Annotated in this window: 14 protein-coding genes; 8 read left to right on the plus strand and 6 right to left on the minus strand. The window is 45.8% G+C overall.

All coding sequences use genetic code 11. The features are described 5' to 3' along the window. Nucleotides 1-7: 7 nt before the first annotated feature. From ispE to Q9312_RS17840, 3 genes are read right to left on the minus strand one after another with little or no spacing between them, the layout of a single operon-like run. Nucleotides 8-871 carry a 4-(cytidine 5'-diphospho)-2-C-methyl-D-erythritol kinase gene (ispE, locus tag Q9312_RS17830; RefSeq protein WP_309202209.1) on the minus strand — a complete coding sequence of 288 codons (864 nt, stop codon included), beginning with the start codon at nucleotides 869-871 and terminating at the stop codon, nucleotides 8-10. Further along, on the minus strand, nucleotides 864-1,508 hold the full coding sequence (lolB, locus tag Q9312_RS17835; protein WP_309202210.1) for a lipoprotein insertase outer membrane protein LolB: 645 nt from the start codon (nucleotides 1,506-1,508) through the stop codon (nucleotides 864-866). Before lolB ends, ispE begins: the two co-directional genes overlap by 8 nt. After that, the gene (locus Q9312_RS17840; protein ID WP_309202211.1) at nucleotides 1,505-3,496 is read right to left on the minus strand and encodes a tetratricopeptide repeat protein; all 1,992 of its coding nucleotides are present in this window, start codon (nucleotides 3,494-3,496) and stop codon (nucleotides 1,505-1,507) included. The genes lolB and Q9312_RS17840 overlap by 4 nt, the downstream gene beginning before the upstream one ends. A 362-nt stretch (nucleotides 3,497-3,858) precedes the next feature. On the opposite strand from Q9312_RS17840, the gene hemA reads away from it, so the two are divergent. The 7 genes from hemA (at nucleotide 3,859) to Q9312_RS17875 (ending at nucleotide 15,908) form a co-directional block, all read left to right on the plus strand. Beyond that, on the plus strand, nucleotides 3,859-5,127 hold the full coding sequence (gene hemA, locus Q9312_RS17845; RefSeq protein WP_309202212.1) for a glutamyl-tRNA reductase: 1,269 nt from the start codon (nucleotides 3,859-3,861) through the stop codon (nucleotides 5,125-5,127). Nucleotides 5,128-5,138: 11 nt separating this feature from the next. Further along, the gene (gene prfA, locus Q9312_RS17850) at nucleotides 5,139-6,227 is read left to right on the plus strand and encodes a peptide chain release factor 1 (protein ID WP_309202213.1); all 1,089 of its coding nucleotides are present in this window, start codon (nucleotides 5,139-5,141) and stop codon (nucleotides 6,225-6,227) included. 42 nt (nucleotides 6,228-6,269) lie between these two features. Beyond that, nucleotides 6,270-7,160: an aspartoacylase gene (locus Q9312_RS17855; protein WP_309202214.1), complete on the plus strand. Its 891-nt coding sequence runs from the start codon at nucleotides 6,270-6,272 to the stop codon at nucleotides 7,158-7,160. 86 nt (nucleotides 7,161-7,246) lie between these two features. After that, complete coding sequence (locus Q9312_RS17860) at nucleotides 7,247-7,762, plus strand: outer membrane beta-barrel protein (RefSeq protein WP_309202215.1); 516 nt, start codon at nucleotides 7,247-7,249, stop codon at nucleotides 7,760-7,762. Between the two features lie 19 nt (nucleotides 7,763-7,781). Next, complete coding sequence (locus tag Q9312_RS17865; protein ID WP_309202216.1) at nucleotides 7,782-11,177, plus strand: M4 family metallopeptidase; 3,396 nt, start codon at nucleotides 7,782-7,784, stop codon at nucleotides 11,175-11,177. A 158-nt stretch (nucleotides 11,178-11,335) separates the two neighbouring features. Further along, complete coding sequence (prmC, locus tag Q9312_RS17870; protein ID WP_309202217.1) at nucleotides 11,336-12,169, plus strand: peptide chain release factor N(5)-glutamine methyltransferase; 834 nt, start codon at nucleotides 11,336-11,338, stop codon at nucleotides 12,167-12,169. Between the two features lie 3,199 nt (nucleotides 12,170-15,368). Further along, nucleotides 15,369-15,908 carry a hypothetical protein gene (locus Q9312_RS17875; protein WP_309202218.1) on the plus strand — a complete coding sequence of 180 codons (540 nt, stop codon included), beginning with the start codon at nucleotides 15,369-15,371 and terminating at the stop codon, nucleotides 15,906-15,908. A 3-nt stretch (nucleotides 15,909-15,911) separates the two neighbouring features. Here Q9312_RS17875 and Q9312_RS17880 read toward each other — a convergent pair whose 3' ends face one another. After that, nucleotides 15,912-16,562 carry a class I SAM-dependent methyltransferase gene (locus tag Q9312_RS17880; protein ID WP_309202219.1) on the minus strand — a complete coding sequence of 217 codons (651 nt, stop codon included), beginning with the start codon at nucleotides 16,560-16,562 and terminating at the stop codon, nucleotides 15,912-15,914. Nucleotides 16,563-16,952: 390 nt separating this feature from the next. On the opposite strand from Q9312_RS17880, the gene Q9312_RS17885 reads away from it, so the two are divergent. After that, complete coding sequence (locus Q9312_RS17885; RefSeq protein ID WP_309202220.1) at nucleotides 16,953-17,963, plus strand: LacI family DNA-binding transcriptional regulator; 1,011 nt, start codon at nucleotides 16,953-16,955, stop codon at nucleotides 17,961-17,963. Here the strand turns inward: Q9312_RS17885 and Q9312_RS17890 are convergent. Together Q9312_RS17890 and Q9312_RS17895 are read right to left on the minus strand one after the other, a co-directional pair. Then, nucleotides 17,940-19,310: a glycoside-pentoside-hexuronide (GPH):cation symporter gene (locus Q9312_RS17890; protein ID WP_309202221.1), complete on the minus strand. Its 1,371-nt coding sequence runs from the start codon at nucleotides 19,308-19,310 to the stop codon at nucleotides 17,940-17,942. The genes Q9312_RS17885 and Q9312_RS17890 overlap by 24 nt on opposite strands. A gap of 29 nt (nucleotides 19,311-19,339) precedes the next feature. Continuing rightward, entirely contained in the window at nucleotides 19,340-20,596 is a 1,257-nt protein-coding gene (locus Q9312_RS17895; protein ID WP_309202222.1) for a sugar MFS transporter, read from the minus strand. Between the last annotated feature and the right edge of the window lie 75 nt (nucleotides 20,597-20,671).

Here is a 20,671-nt window from a genome sequence, read left to right on the forward strand (position 1 = left end):
CGGGACTTCAAGATATAAGCGGTGAGGTGTTTATGCCTCGTGCCACAAAGTGGGGCCACTTACATCGGAGCGCTATTTTACGCGCTTCTCGCTCATTGTCAAAGGGTGCAAACAAACAACTTCCACTTCCAGTCATTCTTGCATCTGGACAAAACTGGATCAGCCAGTCCAACGCCTCTTTCACTTTGGGATAGTGTTCCAAAACAACGGGTTGCATAACGTTCAAACCGCGCTTGGGACCACCCTGTGCGAGAAAGTCGCGTATTTTGCTGATTTCGCAGTCCCGTGTCAACGCTTTATCTGAAAAAATTTTCGCAGTGGATACAAAACAGTCAGGATGCACCACTAAGTACCATAATTCGGGGAGTTCATAGGGCGAAATTTGCTCACCGATGCCTTCTGCCCAACCGGTTTTGCCATGAATAAACACCGGAACATCAGCGCCGAGGCTCACGCCGATGGTCGCCAGTTGCTCTGTCGTTAAACCGCATTCCCATAACTGGTTCAGCGCAATTAATGTGGTGGCACAATCAGAGCTACCGCCGCCAACACCGCCACCCATAGGAAGGCGTTTATCTAAATGGATATGCCAGCCGGTTACATTCGATGCCTGTCCGTTTAACGCTGCGGCTTTTTCAGCATAAGGTCGCAGTTGCTCAACCGCTTTAAGAATGAGGTTGTCATCGGTTTCTAGCTCGGGATTATTGCAGGTCAACTTGATGCCCTGAGGGATGGGGGTAAAAGTTAACTGATCGCCGAAGTCGAGTATTTGAAAGACGGTTTGCAATTGGTGGTAGCCGTCGTCGGTTCGTCCGGTAATATGCAGCATTAAATTAAGCTTAGCCGGTGCGGGCCAAGTCTGTTCAGTCATCGGGATTCATCTCCCAAGTTCGAACAGAAAACTTCAAGGTAATGTCTGGGTGGGTAATTTTGATCTTTTTCGGCATGGTTAGCCCAGAAAAAGACTCATATTTTTGAAAGTTCATCAGCCAGTCATCGAAAGCCAGTTGATTCACCAACCCGGAATTATCAAAGCTAACACTCGGCGCATTGTCTGGTAGCCCGAGGATCCATTGAGTTAATGCATTGACGGGAATTTGCCAACCGGTCGTTTGCCATAGTAATTGCTCAGGATCGGTGCCGTAGTAGACTTCATCGTCTGATAATGAAATTTTTGATTGGGTGGGAGTGGTCGTGAGCAGCGCGTAGGTATTTCCCACGAAGCCGTAAATTCTTAATTCAGATTCGCTGCCTTTTCGGTGCCATTCAATGTTCGCCGTGTTGGATTCTTTTGGTGTGATAATGCCAATACGGCCGACCATACGCCAATGATCGGTGCGTTTTAAGTAGGCCGCTCGTTGTTCGACGGTTAAATCTTGTGGAACCGAGTTGTTCGATTGAAACAAGCTACATCCCGTCAGTATGAGACTCACACCAATCATCCAACACAAACGGCGCACGACTCGAGTCAACGCGAAATGCGTGAAGTAAGATACAGGCTCGCTCATGGTTGGGGTACCAAGATTTTGTACTTGTCCACTAAACGTAAAATATAGCGATTGTCTTTCAGTTCATCCCAAGCTTTGAGAAGCATGGATTCGGCTTCATCGCGTTTGCTGTTTTCAATCAGCACTTCTAAATAATGTGCGAACACTTCTGCAGAACTCTCGATGGTTAAAGCAACTTTTAACGCGCTTTCTGCTTGCTGTAGTTTTCCTAAGCGATAGTAAACCCAGCCTAAGCTATCTAACACGGCACCACTATTCGGTAATTGCTCACGCGCTTTCTGAATGAGGTCGAGCGCCAAATCTAATTGCTGATTTTGATCCGCTAAGGTGTAGCCTAATGCATTTTGTATGTGCGGATTATCTTGATCATCTTGGTATAGCGCATTCAACTCTTTAAGCATAATTTTCGGCTGATTGGTTCGTTCACGCATTAAAGCCCGACTGTAGCGCAAATCTAAATTATCGGCACTGCGCTCGATCTGCGTGGTTAGTAAAGCAACCGCAAGTTGCGATTGGTCGCGATCACTTAACTCGTTGGCGAGTTGTAAATACCAAGCGTCGACTAATTCAGGATTCAATCGTTCACCGATCATTTCAGCGTAAGCTGACCAATCGTTTTCAGGATTCATCTTATAGATAATTTTAAAATGCTGAATGGGTACTTCAACCGTGATGCGCTCATGATTAATAAAACGCGCGACCCATTCCACCGCTTCGAGCTCTCGGTTTAGCTCTTGCAGAACCTGTGCCTTGAGCACAACACTCTGTTCGATTTGCTCGGCGTTTCCGTCAAAGGCATAAGTGGTCAAGCGCTTGAGCAGTTGCTCTTGCTCGTCGTCGTTTAGCATGAGTTGCGCTAGGCGTTGTTGTGACGAGTACCAATATTTACTCTCACCAACATTTAAGTAGCATGCTTTTGCTTGGTTGAATTTTTCAATTCTTTCTGCGGTATCGCCACAATAATAACGAACTAAGTCTGGCCGATAATCGGTATTCAATAATTTGACGAAGTCTTCATGGGCGGTTTTAAAATCGCGAAGTCCATAATGACTGGCAGCTTGAAGGTATAAAATATCGACGGAGTCATTGTCGGCATGCTTCTGCCAATATTCCGTTGCTCGAAGTGCCTTAGTGTATTCTCGGTTTTGATAAAACCATTCTGCTAAAGCTTGATGAGCAGCAGTATTCGAAAGGTCATCGAGGAGCAATGACTGTAAAAACGGCGTGACCTTTTCGGCTTGGTTGTCTTCACGTAAAAACTCGACTTTTAAGTCAATGGCAGGGGCAAATTTAGGATTGCGCTGGAGGGCGACATTAATGGCTTGCTCAGCTTTGGTCGGAAAGCTTTGATCTTGACTGATTCGAGATGCTTTTAAATAGGCATCGCCAAGCAGTGTCCAAGGTAACGGATTGTCTGGGTACTCCCGCAGAAGCTGCTGCCACAGCACCAGAGTCGAGCTGTTCAAATATAAATTGTTGAGTGCCGCAAGAGCATGGTAGCTCTCTTTTTCATCTTGATAGAGTTCAATCAATTCTTTGGTCGCGACGAGCGCATCGGTCAAGGCTGGCTCTTGTAAGGTTTGCATTTGGTCGAACAGCATTAAGTTTCCGAGAATATAGGCTTCTCGTGCCTGACGATTGGTTGGTTCAACTTTTAACCAGGTTTTGGCCGCTTGAACTAAGGCGACGCTGTCATTGGATTTTTGCGCTAATACGATGGCTTCGACCGCAATTTCTTTTTGCGGAAGAATCGAAAGGGCAAATAAATATTGCGTTAACGCGGTTTTTACATCACCTTCACCAGCGGCCAGTTCGGCGGCTAAAATTGCTTGATAGAGTTCACTGCGCTCGCGGCTGCTGAGCTGTTCTGCGGTAACGGTCGGTTGCGACTGCGCCGATGTTAGCAGTTGAGTGGTGCTGCGGTTGCTTTGGCAGGCACTGAGTAGAGCGGCCATCGAGGCGGCGATAAGAATCTGTTTAAAAGCCAAAAGTTAGTCTCGCATTGCGTTAGTTTTACATCTTGAATCAACGCATTATGGGGCTTTTGCGGTAAAATTCCAATGCAACCAAGAGATTGCACCATAGATACGCGATTATTCGTGAGCTTTAGGACCGGCAGAGAGCAAGATGGTTCCGAACGCGGGCGTGGTTTTGGGGCTGGCATTCGTTGTAATCGATTAATATGAACGATATTTGGTGGTTACCCAATGCCGGGCGCAATGCTATACTAGGCGCAATTTTTAGAACGACTCAACCGAGCAACAGCATGGGCCAAACGCCGTTTAGTTTTCAATCAGCAGAGCTTCACTCTTCACGCCTTACTTGCTTGGGTTAGGTGAGGGCGTTTTCTTTGGCAGTTACAGCGTTAGGCATTAATCACAAAACAGCTCCGGTCGACATTCGAGAGCGGGTCGCTTTTGATCCTGCATCGCTGCTCGAAGCATTGAAAGTCTTGAAACAAGAAGTGCAACTTGAAGAAGTCGCCGTCTTGTCCACCTGCAATCGCATGGAAGTTTATTTTCGCGGAGATGACGACGCTCATCAGCGGTTAACCAATTGGTTGATTGAACACCACACGCTTGAGCCCGATGCTCTACAACAGTGCCTGTATGTTCATCAAGGCGAGCAAGCTGTGCAGCATGTAATGCGAGTGGCCTGTGGTTTAGACTCAATGGTTTTGGGCGAGCCGCAAATATTGGGGCAAATGAAAGACGCCTTTCAGTTTGCACGTGACGCTGGGACGCTAGGGCAATTGCTTGACCGATTATTCCAGCACACCTTTACTGTCGCTAAAAAGGTTCGAACCGATACCGAGATTGGCAGCAGCGCGGTGTCTGTGGCTTACGCGGCGGTGTCGCTAGCGAAAAAGATTTTCTCAGACTTGAGCAGTATGACAGCATTATACATCGGTGCTGGCGAAACCATTGAATTAGCCGCGCGACATTTACACAATCAAGGCGTGAGTAACATTATTGTTGCCAATCGTACGCTTGAGCGTGGTGAAAGTTTAACTCGGCAATTTGGGGGTAAGGCGATTACCTTGACGCAATTGGCCGAGCAAATGCCGGCGGCAGACATCGTCATATCATCCACGGCAAGTCCGCTACCCATCGTTGGAAAAGGCTTGATCGAAGAGAGTATTAAGAAGCGCCGTCATCGACCCATGTTTATGGTTGATTTGGCGGTGCCGAGAGACATAGAGCCTGAAGTTGGCCAGTTGCGTGATGTTTACTTGTATAGCGTTGATGACCTAAAAGATGTTATTGATGAAAATTTAAAGGCTCGCTCGCAAGCGGCCGAAGAAGCGGAAGATATCGTCGCCAATCAAAGCGAGCATTATATTGATTGGGTAAATTCTTTGGCCAGTGTCGACTTAGTTAAAGAGTATCGGCATACCATTGAAGATATTAAACAGCAAGAGTTAAACAAGGCGTTGGCTTTACTGGAGTCAGGAGAGTCCGCTGAAAAAGTGTTGCAACAGTATGCTCATAGATTTGCGAATAAAGTGATGCACTCACCGACTCAATACCTGCGCAACCTAAGAGATCAAGAACATTCAAAAGAAGCCATCGCAGTCAGAGAAGTACTTGGGCTGGATGACTTAGATAAATCGTCTTAATTGGAATAAATATGAAAGCGTCGATACGTACAAAATTAGAAACCTTGGTAGAGCGCCACGAAGAAATAGCGGCTTTGTTGGGGGATCCCGATGTTATTGGCGATCAGAATAAGTTTCGTGACTTATCAAAAGAATACGCCCAGCTAGAGGATGTTGTTAAGACATTTAAAGAGTATCAAGGTGCTCTTGAGGCCATTGAGTCAGCCGAAGAAATGATGAAAGACTCCGATCCGGATATGCGCGAAATGGCGCAAGAAGAATTTAAGCAAGGCAAAGACGACAAAGAGCGCTTAGAGCTAGAGCTGCAAAAATTATTGTTGCCGAAAGATCCGAATGACGAGAAGAATATCTATCTAGAAATTCGTGCGGGAACCGGCGGCGATGAAGCGGCTATTTTTGCTGGCGACTTGTTTCGAATGTATTCAAAGTATGCCGAACGCAATCGTTGGCAATTAGAAGTGCTCAGTGAAAATGCAGGTGAACACGGCGGTTACAAAGAAATTATTTGTCGCATCGCGGGTGACGCGGTTTATTCACGATTAAAGTTTGAATCTGGCGCTCATCGTGTGCAACGTGTACCAGAAACTGAGTCACAGGGGCGAGTGCATACGTCGGCTTGTACTGTTGCGATTCTACCGGAAGCCGATGAAATGGACGCCATTGATATCAATCCATCGGATCTGCGAGTCGATACTTATCGAGCCTCGGGAGCTGGTGGACAGCACGTTAACAAAACCGACTCGGCGATTCGAATTACTCACTTGCCAACCGGTGTGGTGGTTGAGTGCCAAGAAGAGCGTTCACAGCATAAAAACCGCGCGAAAGCGATGTCGATGTTGCAGTCTCGATTGTTAGCGGCGCAACAAGAGGCGGCTAAAACCGAAGAGACCGAAGCTCGTAGAAGTTTGGTCGGTAGTGGCGATCGCAGTGAACGTATTCGCACCTACAATTACCCACAAGGCCGAATGACCGATCATCGAATTAATTTAACCCTGTATAAGTTAGATGAAATTATGGAGGGGGATTTGGCACAAGTGGTGGACCCTCTGATCAATGAATATCAAGCGGATCAGCTAGCGGCGATGTCAGGGGAATCGTAATTGAACTGATGGTGGGAATAAGCTCGAATTCAAGGAGACAGTATGAGTGAGCCAGTCATTAAGAAAGTACTCATTGTCGGTGGAACACATGGCAATGAGTCAACCGGGGTATTCTTAATCAACAAATGGCGTCAATTCCCAAAGTCGTTACAACGAGCAAGTTTTCAAGTCGATACTTTGTTGGCGAATCCAAAAGCCATAGCTGCCAATGTTCGTTATCTCGATAAAGATCTAAACCGGTGCTTCAGCCAAGCAGTCCTTCAAGATGAAACACTCATCGGGCACGAAATTGAACGCGCCCATCAGTTGGTCGACCAACTTGGTGGCAAGGGGGCTTGTCAATACGATTTAATTATTGACTTGCACACCTCTACCGCCAACATGGGCGTTAACTTAGTATTAACCAAACACGATGCATTTCATCATTCGATGATGGGCTACATGTCAACACAGCGTGACGATGTGGTGGTTACATCAGAAGCCGAAATGATACCGGACCATCACTTTTTATGTGCTTTAGCCGAGCGAAATGTGATTGTTGAAGTTGGGCCGGTTGCACAAGGTTTGTTGCATCATGAAACCATCGAAAAGACAGAGCAAGCCACTTATCAGTTGCTTGATTTTGTCGAACGTTATAATGCTCAACAACTTCCAGAACTACCTGAGTCGATTACCGTGTTTGAGTACACGGGTAAAATATCGTTTCCACGCAATGAAAATAATGAACCCTTAGGCATAGTTCATAAAGATATTCAGTATAGAGATTTTTCATTGCTCAATACGGGCGATCCAATTTTTCTAATGCAAGATGGATCGGTCATAACATATAGAGATAAACCGACCTACATCAGCTTTGTTAATGAGGCTGCATACTACGATCAAGGCTTTGCTTTCTGCACTTTAGATAAAAAACTCATTCCGTTGTGTAAATAATACCGCAGCATTTCGATTGTATTGTGCTAGTGCACTAGTGTAATTTTTTCCTTGGGTGTGTGTTACATATTAACAAGGAGAAATAAGTGAAAGTAAAAGTATGCGCCTCGCTGTTGGCGTTCTCGTGTCTGCCGTTGTTTGCAGACTCTAACCTCGCGGTAGAAATCAATAAGACTTCGTTTGAAGACAACTTGATTGAAGCGCAATCAAATGCAATATCTGTCACCTACCAACATTCATTAAATGAAAACTTCTCGCTTAATGGGCGTTTTGGTATCAGCTTGTATGACGACGAAATTGACGGTTTATCACCAAGAAGCCGTTTTTCAGTCGATTCATTAGCGAGTGCTTATGTGCGTTTTGATGCGTTTCCTGAGCAAGCATTCAATGTGTTTGCGACGCTTGGTTACAACTACGTTAATCTTAACGTGAACTCGTCTGCAGGCGATTTTGGGGAAACGGAAAGTGATTTGGGCTATGGGATTGGCGTCTCATATAAGATAACAGAAGATTATTCTGTGTACTTATCTGGCGAAACACTTATCGATGATACCGATGTAGAAATGCAAAGCTATAACTTAGGTTTCGCATTTAAGTTCTAAATTAATAGGGGTTATCAGTATGAAAAAATCATTACTTTGGACCAGTGTGATTTCAGCGATGGCAGTAGGAATGACCGCCAACGCTGCTGAGCGAGTAGCGTTAAGCAACGTTAACATCGAGCTTGACCAACTAGCAAAAAATGGCACTGTGGGAACGCAATCGTTAAAGAAGCATTTTAAATTATCAAAAGATCACAGCTTCTCTAAAATCAGTGAAAAATCTGACTTCAAAGGCAACCAACATAAGCGCATTCAGCAAAGCTATAAAGGCGTTCGCGTATTTGGTCAGCAAGTGACTCAACACAGTAAAGTAAAACTTGGTAAAGATTACTTCGCAGGTCACGTGATTACTGACATCGACAAAGATTTGAAAGGTAACGTCACGCCAAAATTATCAACGACGGATGTTATCGCTAGCTTGAAGTCGAAAGTTGAGAGCAAATTTGGTAAGTGGACTAACTACGAGCGTGAAAATACCGAGCTTGTCGTTTACTTTGATGAGCGTTTCAATAAAGCTTTTTTGGCTTATCATGTAGAATTAATGGCGCAAGATGAGAAAGGTCATGTTGTGCGTCGTATGTTCATTGTTGATGCAAATTCTGACCGCATCATTAAGCACTGGAATGCGCTTCAACACTTTGACATTACTGGTCCTGGTGGAAATGAGAAAACTGGTCAATACCAATACGGTACTGATTACCCAGCACTTGACGGTACTGACGATGGCAACGGTGGAACCTGTTACTTAGAGAACGCAAACGTTCGTGCCGTTGACTTAGCGAATACGACCAACACGTCTAACAACACTCCGTACGAGTTCGCTTGTTCAGAAAATACTTACAAAGCGATTAACGGTGCATACTCACCAATCAACGATGCATTTTACTTTGGTAATGTTGCTTTCGATATGTTTGATGAGTGGTATCAAACCGCACCGCTTCCATTCCAGTTATCGATGAAAGTGCATTATGGCAATGGCTATGAAAATGCTTTTTGGGATGGTCAAGCAATGACCTTTGGTGATGGTGCAAGCACCTTCTACCCATTGGTGGATATCAACGTTTCGGTTCATGAAATCAGCCATGGTTTCACCGACTTTAACTCAGATCTTATCTACTCTGGCGAGTCTGGCGGAATGAACGAAGCTTTCTCAGATATCGCAGGCGAAGCCGGTGAGTACTTCTGGAAAGGGTCGGTTGACTGGTTTATTGGTGGCGACATCATGAAAAACGGTGATGGCTTACGTTTCTTCGAAACGCCTTCACTCGATGGCCGCTCAATTGATCATTTTGACGATTACTACAGTGGCATGGATGTTCACTACAGCAGTGGTGTTTACAACCGTGGTTACTATTTATTGTCGAATATGGAAGGTTGGGATCCACGTAAAGCTTTCGATATTTTTGTGCATGCAAACCAAAACTACTGGACTCCAAGTTCAACCATGGCAGAAGGTGCGTGTGGTTTGATCGAGTCTGCTACTGATCTTGAGTACGATTGGATTTCAGTTTATGTAGCTATGTCTGCGGTTGGTGCCGTTTGTGAAAATTCTTCAACAGATACTGACAACGACACAATGTCAGATATTTCTGAAATCATCATCGGTTTCGATTTCGAAGATCCTGCCGATGCTAACGCTGACTTTGATGGCGATGGCATTATCAACAAAGTTGAAATGTTGAAAGGCTTCGATCCAAAAGACACCGATTCTGATGACGATGGTCTTTCAGACGATGAAGAATACAACCTTTACGCAACTGATGTTATCAATGCTGATACCGATGCAGATGGCATGCCTGATGGTTACGAAGTTGCGAATGGCTTCAATCCTTTGAATGATAACGATGCGATGCAAGATGCCGATAGCGATGGTGTTAGCAACGTTGGTGAGTACTTAGACGGTACTGATCCGAACGATGCCAACAGTGTTCGCATGCCTCCAGCATACTCATTGTATGACTTCGAAGATCAAAGCGTTGCTGACTTCCCAATCTCTATTTATGCTGATTATCCGCTAGAGATTTCTAGTACTTACGCAGCAAGCGGAATGTACAGTCTAGCTAGCCCTGATATGACTCATAACGAGTGGGGCGGTAGCGATATCACTTTCGTTTCTGAAGAAGGAACCATGTCATTTGACCTGAAAATTTCAACAGAGTCTGGATGGGATTACTTCTACTTAGCGATTGATGGTGCGTTAGCATTTGAATTATCAGGCGAGTACGATTGGGTAACCATTAGCGGTCCTATCGCTGCGGGTCAACACACCATTTCATTCATCTATGCGAAAGATGGAAGCGTCAGTTCTGGCGAAGACAAAATCTGGGTAGATAACTTCTACTATCCTGGTTACGTTCGTGATGACGATGCCGATGGTATGGACGATGCTTGGGAAACCAACAATGGCCTTAACCCTGCTGACAACGCCGATGCTGCACTGGATGCTGATAACGACGGTTTAACGAACCTTGAAGAATACCAAGCTGGTTCAAACCCGAACGTTGCTGATACAGACAACGATGGCTTAACCGACAGTGAAGAAGTTGATACGCACATGACCAATCCTGCTGCGTGGGATACTGACGGTGACGGTGTAAGCGATAAAGACGAAGTCGACAATGGCTTAGATCCTTTAGTGGCTGGAACCGATGGCGAAGACGATTTAGATAACGATGGTTTCATCAATCGTACTGAGTCTAAGTATGGTAGCGACTTAAATGACGCAAGCAGCATGCCTGCGGCAGTAGCTTACTTAGTTGAAAGCTTCAACGACGGTAACACGCAAGCAGAGTGGACTTCGAGCACACCAGAAAGCTTTAGCATTCAAAATGGCCGCTTGTACTCAGAGCCACTATCGAATGACAAAGTTGCTTCTATCGAAGTCACCGATGTCTTCATGGCTGGTGAGTTAAGCTTCAAAGCGAATGTTGATACGGAAGAAAACGTCGACAAAATGCGCTTGTTGATTGACGGAGTTGTGGTCAGTGAATTGACCGGTCAATTGAACGATCAAACCGTAACGGCTGCACTGACGCAAGGTGAACACACCATTCGTTTAGAGTATGTCAAAAATGCGTTCATGAGTTCTAAAGTTGACCGTGTTTCTATCGACAACTTAATGTACCTAGCGCCGGATGTAGATTCTGATGGCGATGGCTTGAGCAATGGTGAAGAGGTGAATACCTACGGTACTGATCCAATGAGCACTGACTCAGATGGTGACGGTATTGCTGACGGCGCAGAAGTCGCAGCGGGTACTAACCCAGCTAAGCGTGACACTGATAACGATGGCGTAGCGGATGGTGACGATTTGTTCCCAACTGACGCAAGCCGTTGGTCAAACAGTGACAGCGGTAGTGCATACTTCTTGTTATTGATGATGGCTGCCTTTGCAGGACTTCGTCGTCGCAAATAGAAGCTTGTTGCAATGAAAGAGAAGGGCATCGTAAGATGCCCTTTTTTTATGGCAGATCATTAAGTGACGAGCGTATACCGTTAACGTTTTTTACCTGAAAAGCGTTTGCGGCCGTTAACTTAATTATTTATTGGAACGGGTTTGTTTAGGGCATGAGTATGAATGCTGAAGAATTAATTAAAAGCGCAGTGTCAACATTTCCTGATCCCGATACCGCCAAGTTAGACGCTGAAATTCTAGTGTGTCATAGTTTGAAAAAACCACGCAGTTGGTTGAGAGCGTTTGCACGAGATGAGCTAACCCGTGAACAAGTCGCTGACATTCAGCAAGTATTTAAACGACGAATTCAAGGCGAACCCGTGGCCTATATTTTAGGTGAATGGGAATTTTTCTCGCTGCCGTTAAAAGTGACACCGGCCACTTTAATTCCAAGGCCAGAAACGGAGAGTTTGGTCGAAAAAGCGATTGCTTTGTTGGTTGATCGTCCAGTCGTCAATATTATTGATTTAGGCACCGGCACTGGCGCTATTGCACTCGCATTGGCGAGTAATTTACCACAAGCCTCCGTTAGCGCTACGGACTTTAGTAAAGAAGCATTAAGCGTTGCTCAATTGAATGCACAATCTTTAGGTTTACCAGTGACCTTTTATCAAGGAAGTTGGTTTCAGGCAGTACCAAGCAATGCAACTTTTGATTTGATAATTAGCAACCCACCCTATGTTGCAAATGATGACCCTCATATGACTCAAGGCGACCTTCCTTTTGAGCCGGTTACCGCGTTAACTGCAGGCGACGATGAGTTTGCCGATTTAGACGAAATCATTCGTGATGCAGCTAACTTTTTGAATCGACAAGGGTGGTTAATGGTTGAGCATGGTTACTATCAAGGCGCTCGTGTCGTCGAGCTATTTAAAGCAGCAGGCTTTACTAAAGTTCAGACCGAGAAAGATTTATCGGGTAATGATCGGTTTACTTTAGGACAGTTCAATTAAGCTTTTCTCATCTGCTTAATAGATCAGTGAATAGAAACTAACGTGTTAATGCTTAATTGCAGGTTTCGCCTGCTGGCGACGGACTTTTGTCAATCGATGAACTTTTCTCTATCAAGTCATAGTCCGGAAAAAATCTATTGCTCAGAGATTATTTGTCCCGCCATCCCTGGCGAGCCATCACCTCGATCACAAGGCTGTTCGGGCATCATCAAGTCGCGAAAGAATGCGTGCGATGTTGAGGTTGAGTGAAGCGACTGTGACGCAGTGAGTGACGATAGGCCTCACGGTCATGAAACAACAGGGACGTTGCTTCAAGTTCACTCGGCTCAGGAAGAGCCTAGTGAACGGTGACCGAAAGAGGGCTGTTGACACTCGGTACCCGAAGGGCCAGTCACTGGAGCGGAGGGCACTTTGCCTTCTTTGGTGCTCCTGCCAAAGAAGGTCGCCGTCGGGCGAAACGCGATTTGAAACTTAAATGAAAGCGTTAATCCTCAATTGCAGGTTTCGCCTGCTGGCGACGGCCTTTTGTCAGACGATACAAAAGCCCGGAAAAAATCTGTGCTCCTGTGACTCAGCCCTTGCGGGTACTCTGTGTCTTCTCATCTCTTGTTGCGCCATCGTCTACGCTCGTCCTGAGCGGAGCCGATTGACGCCGGCATCCATGCCGCCGTCCGCAGTCGAGTTGTTCATTCACAGGCTGACTCAAAGTCGCGAAAGAATGCGTGCGATGTTGAGGTTGAGTAAAGCGACTGTGACGCAGCGAGTGACGATAGACCTCGCGGTAATGAAGCAACAGGGAAGTTGCTTCAAGTTCGCTCGGCTCAGGAAGAGCCTAGTGAACGGTGACCGAAAGAGGGCTGTTGGCACTCGGTACCCGAAGGGCCAGTCACTGGAGCGGAGGGCATTTTGCCTTCTTTGGTGCTCATGCCAAAGAAGGTCGCCGTCGGGCGAAACGCGATTTGAAACTTAAATGAAAGCGTTAATCCTCAATTGCAGGTTTCGCCTGCTGGCGACGGCCTTTTGTCAGACGATACAAAAGCCCAGAAAAAATCTGTGCTCCTGTGAGTCAGCCCTTGCGGGTACCCTGTGACTTCTCATCTCTTGTTGCGCCATCGTCTACGCTCGTCCTGAGCGGAGACGATTGAGGCCGGCATCCATGCCGCCGTCCGCAGTCGAGTTGTTCATTCACAGGCTGACTCAAAGTCGCGGAAAACCCTTGCGTTTAGTCTTCTCTTTTTGGAATGTTCCCGAGAGCGGTTAGCAGAAAGCGGTATCAACAAACCTTGCAGAACTGATCCACTTTAGTAGGAAAGATTGTCGAGTCAATTGAGAGCTTGAGCTTTCATTTAAAGCGGAAACTCATACGAAACCCTGCTCCCGCGGCTAGCGGAAAGGGCGTTTTTGCTTACTTTTATCGCTCGAGATAAAAGTGAGTCGCCGTTGGGCGAAACGCGATTTGAAACTTAAATGTAAGCGCTAATCCTCAATTGCAGGTTTCGCCTGCTGGCGACGGACTTTTGTCAGACGATACAAAAGTCCGGAAAAAATCTGTTGCTCCGAGATGAAGGCCTACGGCTTCCCCGAACACCCTTGAGCCCCAAAGGGTGAACATAATCTATTCGCTCCAGCTCAGAGATTATTTGTCCCGCCATCCCTGGCGAGCCATCACCTCGGTCACAAGGCTATTCGGGCATCATCAAGTCGCGGAAAACCCTTGCGTTTAGTCTTTTCTTTTTGGAATGTTTCCGAGAGCGGTTAGCAGAAAGCTGTATCAACAAACCTTGCAAAACTGATCCGCTTTAGTGGGAAAGATTGTCGAGTCAATGGAGAGCTTGAGTTTTAATTTAAAGCGGAAACTCATACGAAACCCTGCCCCCGCGGCTAGCGGAAAGGGCGTTTTTGCTTACTTTTATCGCTCGAGATAAAAGTGAGTCGCCGTCGGGCGAAACGCGATTTGAAACTTAAATGAAAGCGCTAATCCTTAATTGCAGGTTTCGCCTGCTGGCGACAGTCTTTTGTCAGGCGATGGACTTTTTTCTATCAAATCATAGACTGAAAAAAAAATCTGTGCTCCTGTGAGTCAGCCCTTGCGGGTACCCTGTGACTTCTTAACTCTTGTTGCGCCATCGTCTACGCTCGTCCTGAGCGGAGCCGATTGACGCCGGCATCCATGCCGCCGTCCGCAGTCGAGTTGTTCAGTCACAGGCTGACTCAAAGTCGCGAAAGAATGGGTTCGAAGTTGAGGTTGAGTAAAGCGACTGTGACGCAGCGAGTGACGATAGGCCTCGCGGTGATGAAGCAACAGGGACGTTGCTTCAAGTTCACTCGGCTCAGGAAGAGCCTAGTGAACGGTGACCGAAAGAGGGCTGTTGGCACTCGGTACCCGAAGGGCTAGTCACTGGAGCGGAGGGCACTTTGCCTTCTTTGGTGCTCCTGCCAAAGAAGGTCGCCGTCGGGCGAAACGCGATTTGAAACTTAAATGAAAGCGTTAATCCTCAATTGCAGGTTTCGCCTGCTGGCGACGGCCTTTTGTCAGACGATACAAAAGCCCGGAAAAAATCTGTGCTCCTGTGACTCAGCCCTTGCGGGTACTCTGTGTCTTCTCATCTCTTGTTGCGCCATCGTCTACGCTCGTCCTGAGCGGAGCCGATTGACGCCGGCATCCATGCCGCCGTCCGCAGTCGAGTTGTTCATTCACAGGCTGACTCAAAGTCGCGAAAGAATGCGTGCGATGTTGAGGTTGAGTAAAGCGACTGTGACGCAGCGAGTGACGATAGACCTCGCGGTAATGAAGCAACAGGGAAGTTGCTTCAAGTTCGCTCGGCTCAGGAAGAGCCTAGTGAACGGTGACCGAAAGAGGGCTGTTGGCACTCGGTACCCGAAGGGCCAGTCACTGGAGCGGAGGGCATTTTGCCTTCTTTGGTGCTCATGCCAAAGAAGGTCGCCGTCGGGCGAAACGCGATTTGAAACTTAAACGTAAGCGTTAATGCTTAATTGCTGGATTTGTATTCTAAGATTCATTCATAAGGCCAGTCACTGGAGCGGAGGGCACTTTGCCTTCTTTGGAGCTCCTGGCAAAGAAGGTCGCCGTCGGGCGAAATGCGAATTTAAATCTAAGGTTCCTGCTTGACATCTTTAAGCAGATAAAATATAAATGATAATCATTATCATCTGTATCTTAAGAACTCAAGGAGCCGAAATGCCACGATGCGGCCTAAATGATTCAGCAATCGAAGGTGCAACCGACGAAGCACTGGTGTGTTGGGAACGGCTTACATTGCAGGCAGATGCTGCCTATCAAAAAAAGCTGCTTAAGCCAGCGTTTGATTATTTTTTACAGTCGCAGACAGTCATTGCTGACCGACTCAACGGACGAGGAAAAGTCTCCGCTGAGCACATACGGTGTTTTGTATTGGCTTGTCAAAACACTGCTTTTGTTGCTCAAAAATTACATCGGCGTCATTTGTGCGAATACTATTATCGGCAGAGTTATCGGCGACTCGAAGCGTTTTTAGAAAGTGATGCCCGAGGTCTTCGATTGCGCCAAGTCTTGTGTTTTGAAATTAACTTAGCGCAACGAAAGTACGCTGAATATTTGTACCGCCGCGACCGAAATGGTGAAACATCATTAAGTAAAGAGTTTCACCGAATAGTCAGGCGAATGTTTCAAAGTCGATGGCGAGAGAGTTCGGCGGCAGCCAATAACTCTTGGATACCGCAAGCAAAACAGAGCGGCTAAAAATTAGTTGGCCTTTTTACTTGTTTTTGGTTTTAGGTCGAGCACGTAACCATCGAAGTACTCAGGATCACAGACATACCACTCTCTTAAATCAACTTTCGCGAAATTTTGACATCGCTCAGCCAAATCCAAAAAAGGTTGCCGACCGGGATCGGCTAATAAAATTCGCTTAACCCCAGCCCCGAGTGCGCGCTTAAACAGTTTTTCTAGCTTAACGGCTAAGTCGTCCCAGAAACAAATGTCAGCACCAATCATTAAGTTGTATTGCGCAAGGTGGCGTGCAGTGAGCTTTTCGTAGCTTCGTCGAGACTCTTTGATGGTAACGTCGTTGAGCGCTGCTTGAACTTCGAGGTAGGGGAACACGTTGTCATCGATATCTAATCCGGTGACTGACTTGGCGCCATTTTTTTTGCAGTATATTGACGCGGCTCCCCAGCCACATCCAAGCTCGATGACGTCCGATGAACGCTTAATAATATTATGAGTTTGAAAGTAATCCATTAATAAGAAGCTAGAGGACCAAGTCTTGTGGCCATGTACATTTGGCTCATAACACTTTTTTAATTGCTTAACGAGACGATGTTTGTTTTCTAATAATAAAATATTAAATACATTAAACAGGTTTTCTTCAGGTAACTCGAAAACTTCTGGCACGTCTTGCTCCTTACATGATGTTTTTCAGATCAATATGTTTGTCAGATCAATTTAGCTTAAAGTAAGTCTTATTTTTAGACGATAACACTGTCGCTTTTGGTCGTTATCTTACTGTAGCTCACCAAAGACAGAATGAGTTTAACCCACATATGTTCCAAATAACCACTCACTGGCTAAAGTCAATATCGACTCCATAGTAAAGATATAATAAAGTGTTTGTGGATCGCTGCCAATCGGTAATTGCCCGATCGAGCCTCTGTGAGGTTTTAGCGATTATTTAAAATAATCGGTCGTGACGAATAATGAGTAGTGATCCTTTCTCATGCCGAGTGAATTTAACGATGAGAGTGTTTTTTCGAATGTGGTTAACAATGGAGCAAACCTAATAGAATGGCAACGATCAAAGATGTTTCAGAGTTAGCTGGCGTATCACAAGCGACAGTCTCTCGTGTGTTAAACGGGACCACACGTGTCGACGATGATAAAAAGCGACGGGTGATGGATGCCATTAAGACATTGGGATACCGACCTAATGCGCACGCAAAGTCACTCGCATCGAACCGCTCGAACAGCATCGGCATGGTGGTTTCGGAGTTAGCTGGCCCCTATTTCGGAGAAATGATGGCGGGTGCTGAAGCGGTTATTCGTCGCAATGACAAGCAAATGTTAATAGCCAGTAGCCATGCCAGTGAAGCAGAAGAAAAAGACGTCATCGATTTTCTGGTTTCATGTCGTTGTGACGCATTAATACTGCATGCAGAAACCATCAGCGACGATGATTTGTTAAAAGTTCAAGAGCAAGGAATTGATTTGGTGCTGCTGAATCGTTTTATTCCTCAGATTGCCGATCAATGTTTTGTACTCGACAACGAACTAGGTGGTTTCTTAGCAACGGAACATATGATTCAGCAACAGCGGAGACGAGTTGCTTGCATTCTCGGACCACAATGGAAGCACGACGCGAAAGAGCGCTTTGACGGCTACATGCGAGCTTTAAAGCAATATCAAGTTCCTTTTGATCCTGAATTAATTGTGGAAGGAGACTTTCAAGAGGCAGGAGGACGAAGTGGTGTTGAGAAGCTGCTACAAAAAGGCGTTCAGTTTGATGCCTTAGTCTGCGCTAATGATGAAATGGCGCTCGGCGCGATGGAGTTATTAACACAACGTGACATTGCGATTCCGGAGCAGGTTGCTGTGATAGGTTTCGATGACATCGCATATGCCCGTTATGTCACACCAAAATTGTCATCGATTCACTTTCCTGTTCGGCAAATTGCCGCTGATGCCGCTTGGCTAGTCATGCAACGTGCCTACAAAATTGAGCCGCCGCAACCAGTTGCGCAAAAAATTACGCCAATACTGGTCCCTCGACAGTCTTCATTGTGCAGCAGTGTTGGTTAATTCTGGTGATACGTTCGACTGTTTAGCGGCAAGCTTAATGTTTTCCATGGCCGAGCGGTCGAGTCGATAAAAAATAAGTACTGCAGCACTGGCAATTAAAATAACGCCGGGAATTGCGGTGAACAACAAGTTGATTCCGAGTAACGTTTCACCCGACTGCGGTTGTCCCGCTTGGTAGTTTACAAAGGCTAGACTCCAAGCTGCGAAAGCACCGCCAATGGCCATTCCGAGTTTAAGAAAGAATAAGTTCGCAGAGTAGATCAACCCGGTAATGCGTTTTCCAGATTGGTATTCGCCATAGTCAACCACGTCGGCCATCATGCTCCAAAGCAATGGCGTTGCGACTTGCAATAAAAAGCTTACAGAAAAATGAGCCACAATGGCCGTTACCCAGTCATTAGTAGAAATAAAAAACGAACCGATGCAAACGCATCCTGCCAATGCATTGGCAATCATGTAACAGCGAATTTTGCACCAACGTAAACATAAATATTGTGCAATAAAACTGCCTGCAATAGCGCCAATCATTCCAAGGGTTATAAATTGAGTCGCGAGTGAGGGTAGCTGCAAATAATAGTTAACGTAATACAGAGCGACCGTGTTACGAATAACCATCGCAATTAATACAACAAAACATAAAATACTGATAACACGCCATTGATCGTTTCTCCACAAGGCACCTAATGATTGAGACAGTTTAAGTTGTTGATTCCGTGGCGGGTGAATTCTTTCTCGTGTCAGTTTAAAGCAGGCAAAAAATAGTAAGCAACCGATCAGTCCCATAGTGAGCATGGTTAATTGGTAGCCCTGTTTGGGTTCGCCCGCACCGAAGAACTCAACCATAGGAAGGGTGCAAGAGGTGACGAGCAATCCACCTATCATAGCAAGCGTAAAACGGTAAGATTGCAGAGAAATACGTTGTTGTGGATCTTGAGTGATGACACCTCCGAGTGCGCAATAAGGAATATTGATGGCGGTGTAAATAAGCATTAATAGTGCATACGTTAGGTAGGCATAGACAAGCTTTTGCCAAGGTAGCCAATTCGGAGTGGTGAAGGTCAGCCAGCAGGCAATCACAAAGGGAATGGCCATCCAAACTAAATAGGGCCGAAACTTACCGTGGACTGAGTTTAACTTATCGGTGAGGTAACCCATTAACGGATCGGTGATGCCATCAAATAGACGCACCACCAGAAACATCGTTCCTACGGCAGCAGCAGATAGCCCAAACACATCGGTATAAAAGTACGATAAAAACAACATGACCGTTTGAAAAATTAAATTGCTGGCCGTGTCACCTAGGCCATATCCAATTTTTTCTGTGATGCTAATGTTGTTTGGTTTCATAATTTAAATCGATTATTTAAGGCAGTGTTTTAACTAGGCTCATGCACAACATGGGTTGGTACTCGATGTCCTCGCCAGCCGTAGTAAGCAATGTATAAGTAACAAATAACTGGAACCCAAAATGCTTGTTGCAGCGAAAAGGTATCGGCAATTGAACCTTGAATCAATGGCACTATTGCCCCTCCGACAATTGCCACGCACAGTAAGCCAGAGCCTTGACTGGTCAAGGTGCCAAGACGATGAATGGCGAGGCTAAAAATGGTAGGAAACATAATCGAATTGAATAGTCCGATAGCAAGCACCGCCCATACTGCCAGCATACCGTCACTGAAGATTGTGACAATGAGAAGCAGGCCGGATATTAATGCATTGCTGGTTAGTAGGTAAAAAGGTTTTATTTTTAACATAAGAAAAGCGCCAACAAAGCGACCGATCATCGCGCCTCCCCAATAGTAAGAAACATAATGCGCTGCTTGATGCTCCGCTAGATTTCCAATGTGGGGTAGATTTAAGAAGTTGACGAGAAAACTACCGATGGCGACCTCGGCTCCGACATACATAAAAATAGCAACGACTCCGAGCATTAAGTGACGTTGATGCAACAGTTTTGGACTAACTAAGGATTCATGCTCATGTTGATGCGTTGCTGCGATCTTTGGTAATGGAATCAGAAAAAAGGCGATTGCCAGCGCGATGAGTGTTGCGAAAATTATTAGATAAGGAAACTGAATGGCATCGGCGGTTGAGTGACTCGACTTGAGCCCTGCGGAGAGTATCAGTATGCCTCCGAAAATTGGTGCGAGCGTCGTGCCTAGTGAGTTGAATGCTTGAGTTAAATTCAGTCGAAACGATGCGTGCTCAGGTGAACCCAGACGTGTCACAAATGGATTGGCTGCAACTTGAAGCAAAGTGATTCCTGCCGCTAATACGAATAAAGCGAATAAAAATAATCCATAAACTTCAAAGTGCGCGGCGGGTAAAAATAATAAACAGCCGCACCCTGCGGTAATCAGCCCAATTATGATACCCGATTGAAAACTGGTGCGGCGCACTAAAAAACCGGCGGGATAAGAGATCACGGCGTAAGCACCAAAAAAGCATAAGTTCACGGCTTGAGCTTGAAAGTAACTGAGGTCGAATAGCCCTTTTAAATAGGGAATTAAAATGTCGTTTAAACTGGTAATAAACCCCCATAAAAAAAACAGCGAGGTCAAGACGAACAAAGCCGCACGATAACTGGTGTTTTGGCTGATGGTTGGGGCTGAATCACTCACTATTTCATTCATCCTTTTAACGTTCCCTTAGTGGTTATTTTCTTTTGATTATGCGAGCTATTTTGGTGCGTTGCGGCATTCAAATTA

Source organism: Pleionea litopenaei, assembly GCF_031198435.1.
Taxonomy (GTDB): domain Bacteria; phylum Pseudomonadota; class Gammaproteobacteria; order Enterobacterales; family Kangiellaceae; genus Pleionea; species Pleionea litopenaei.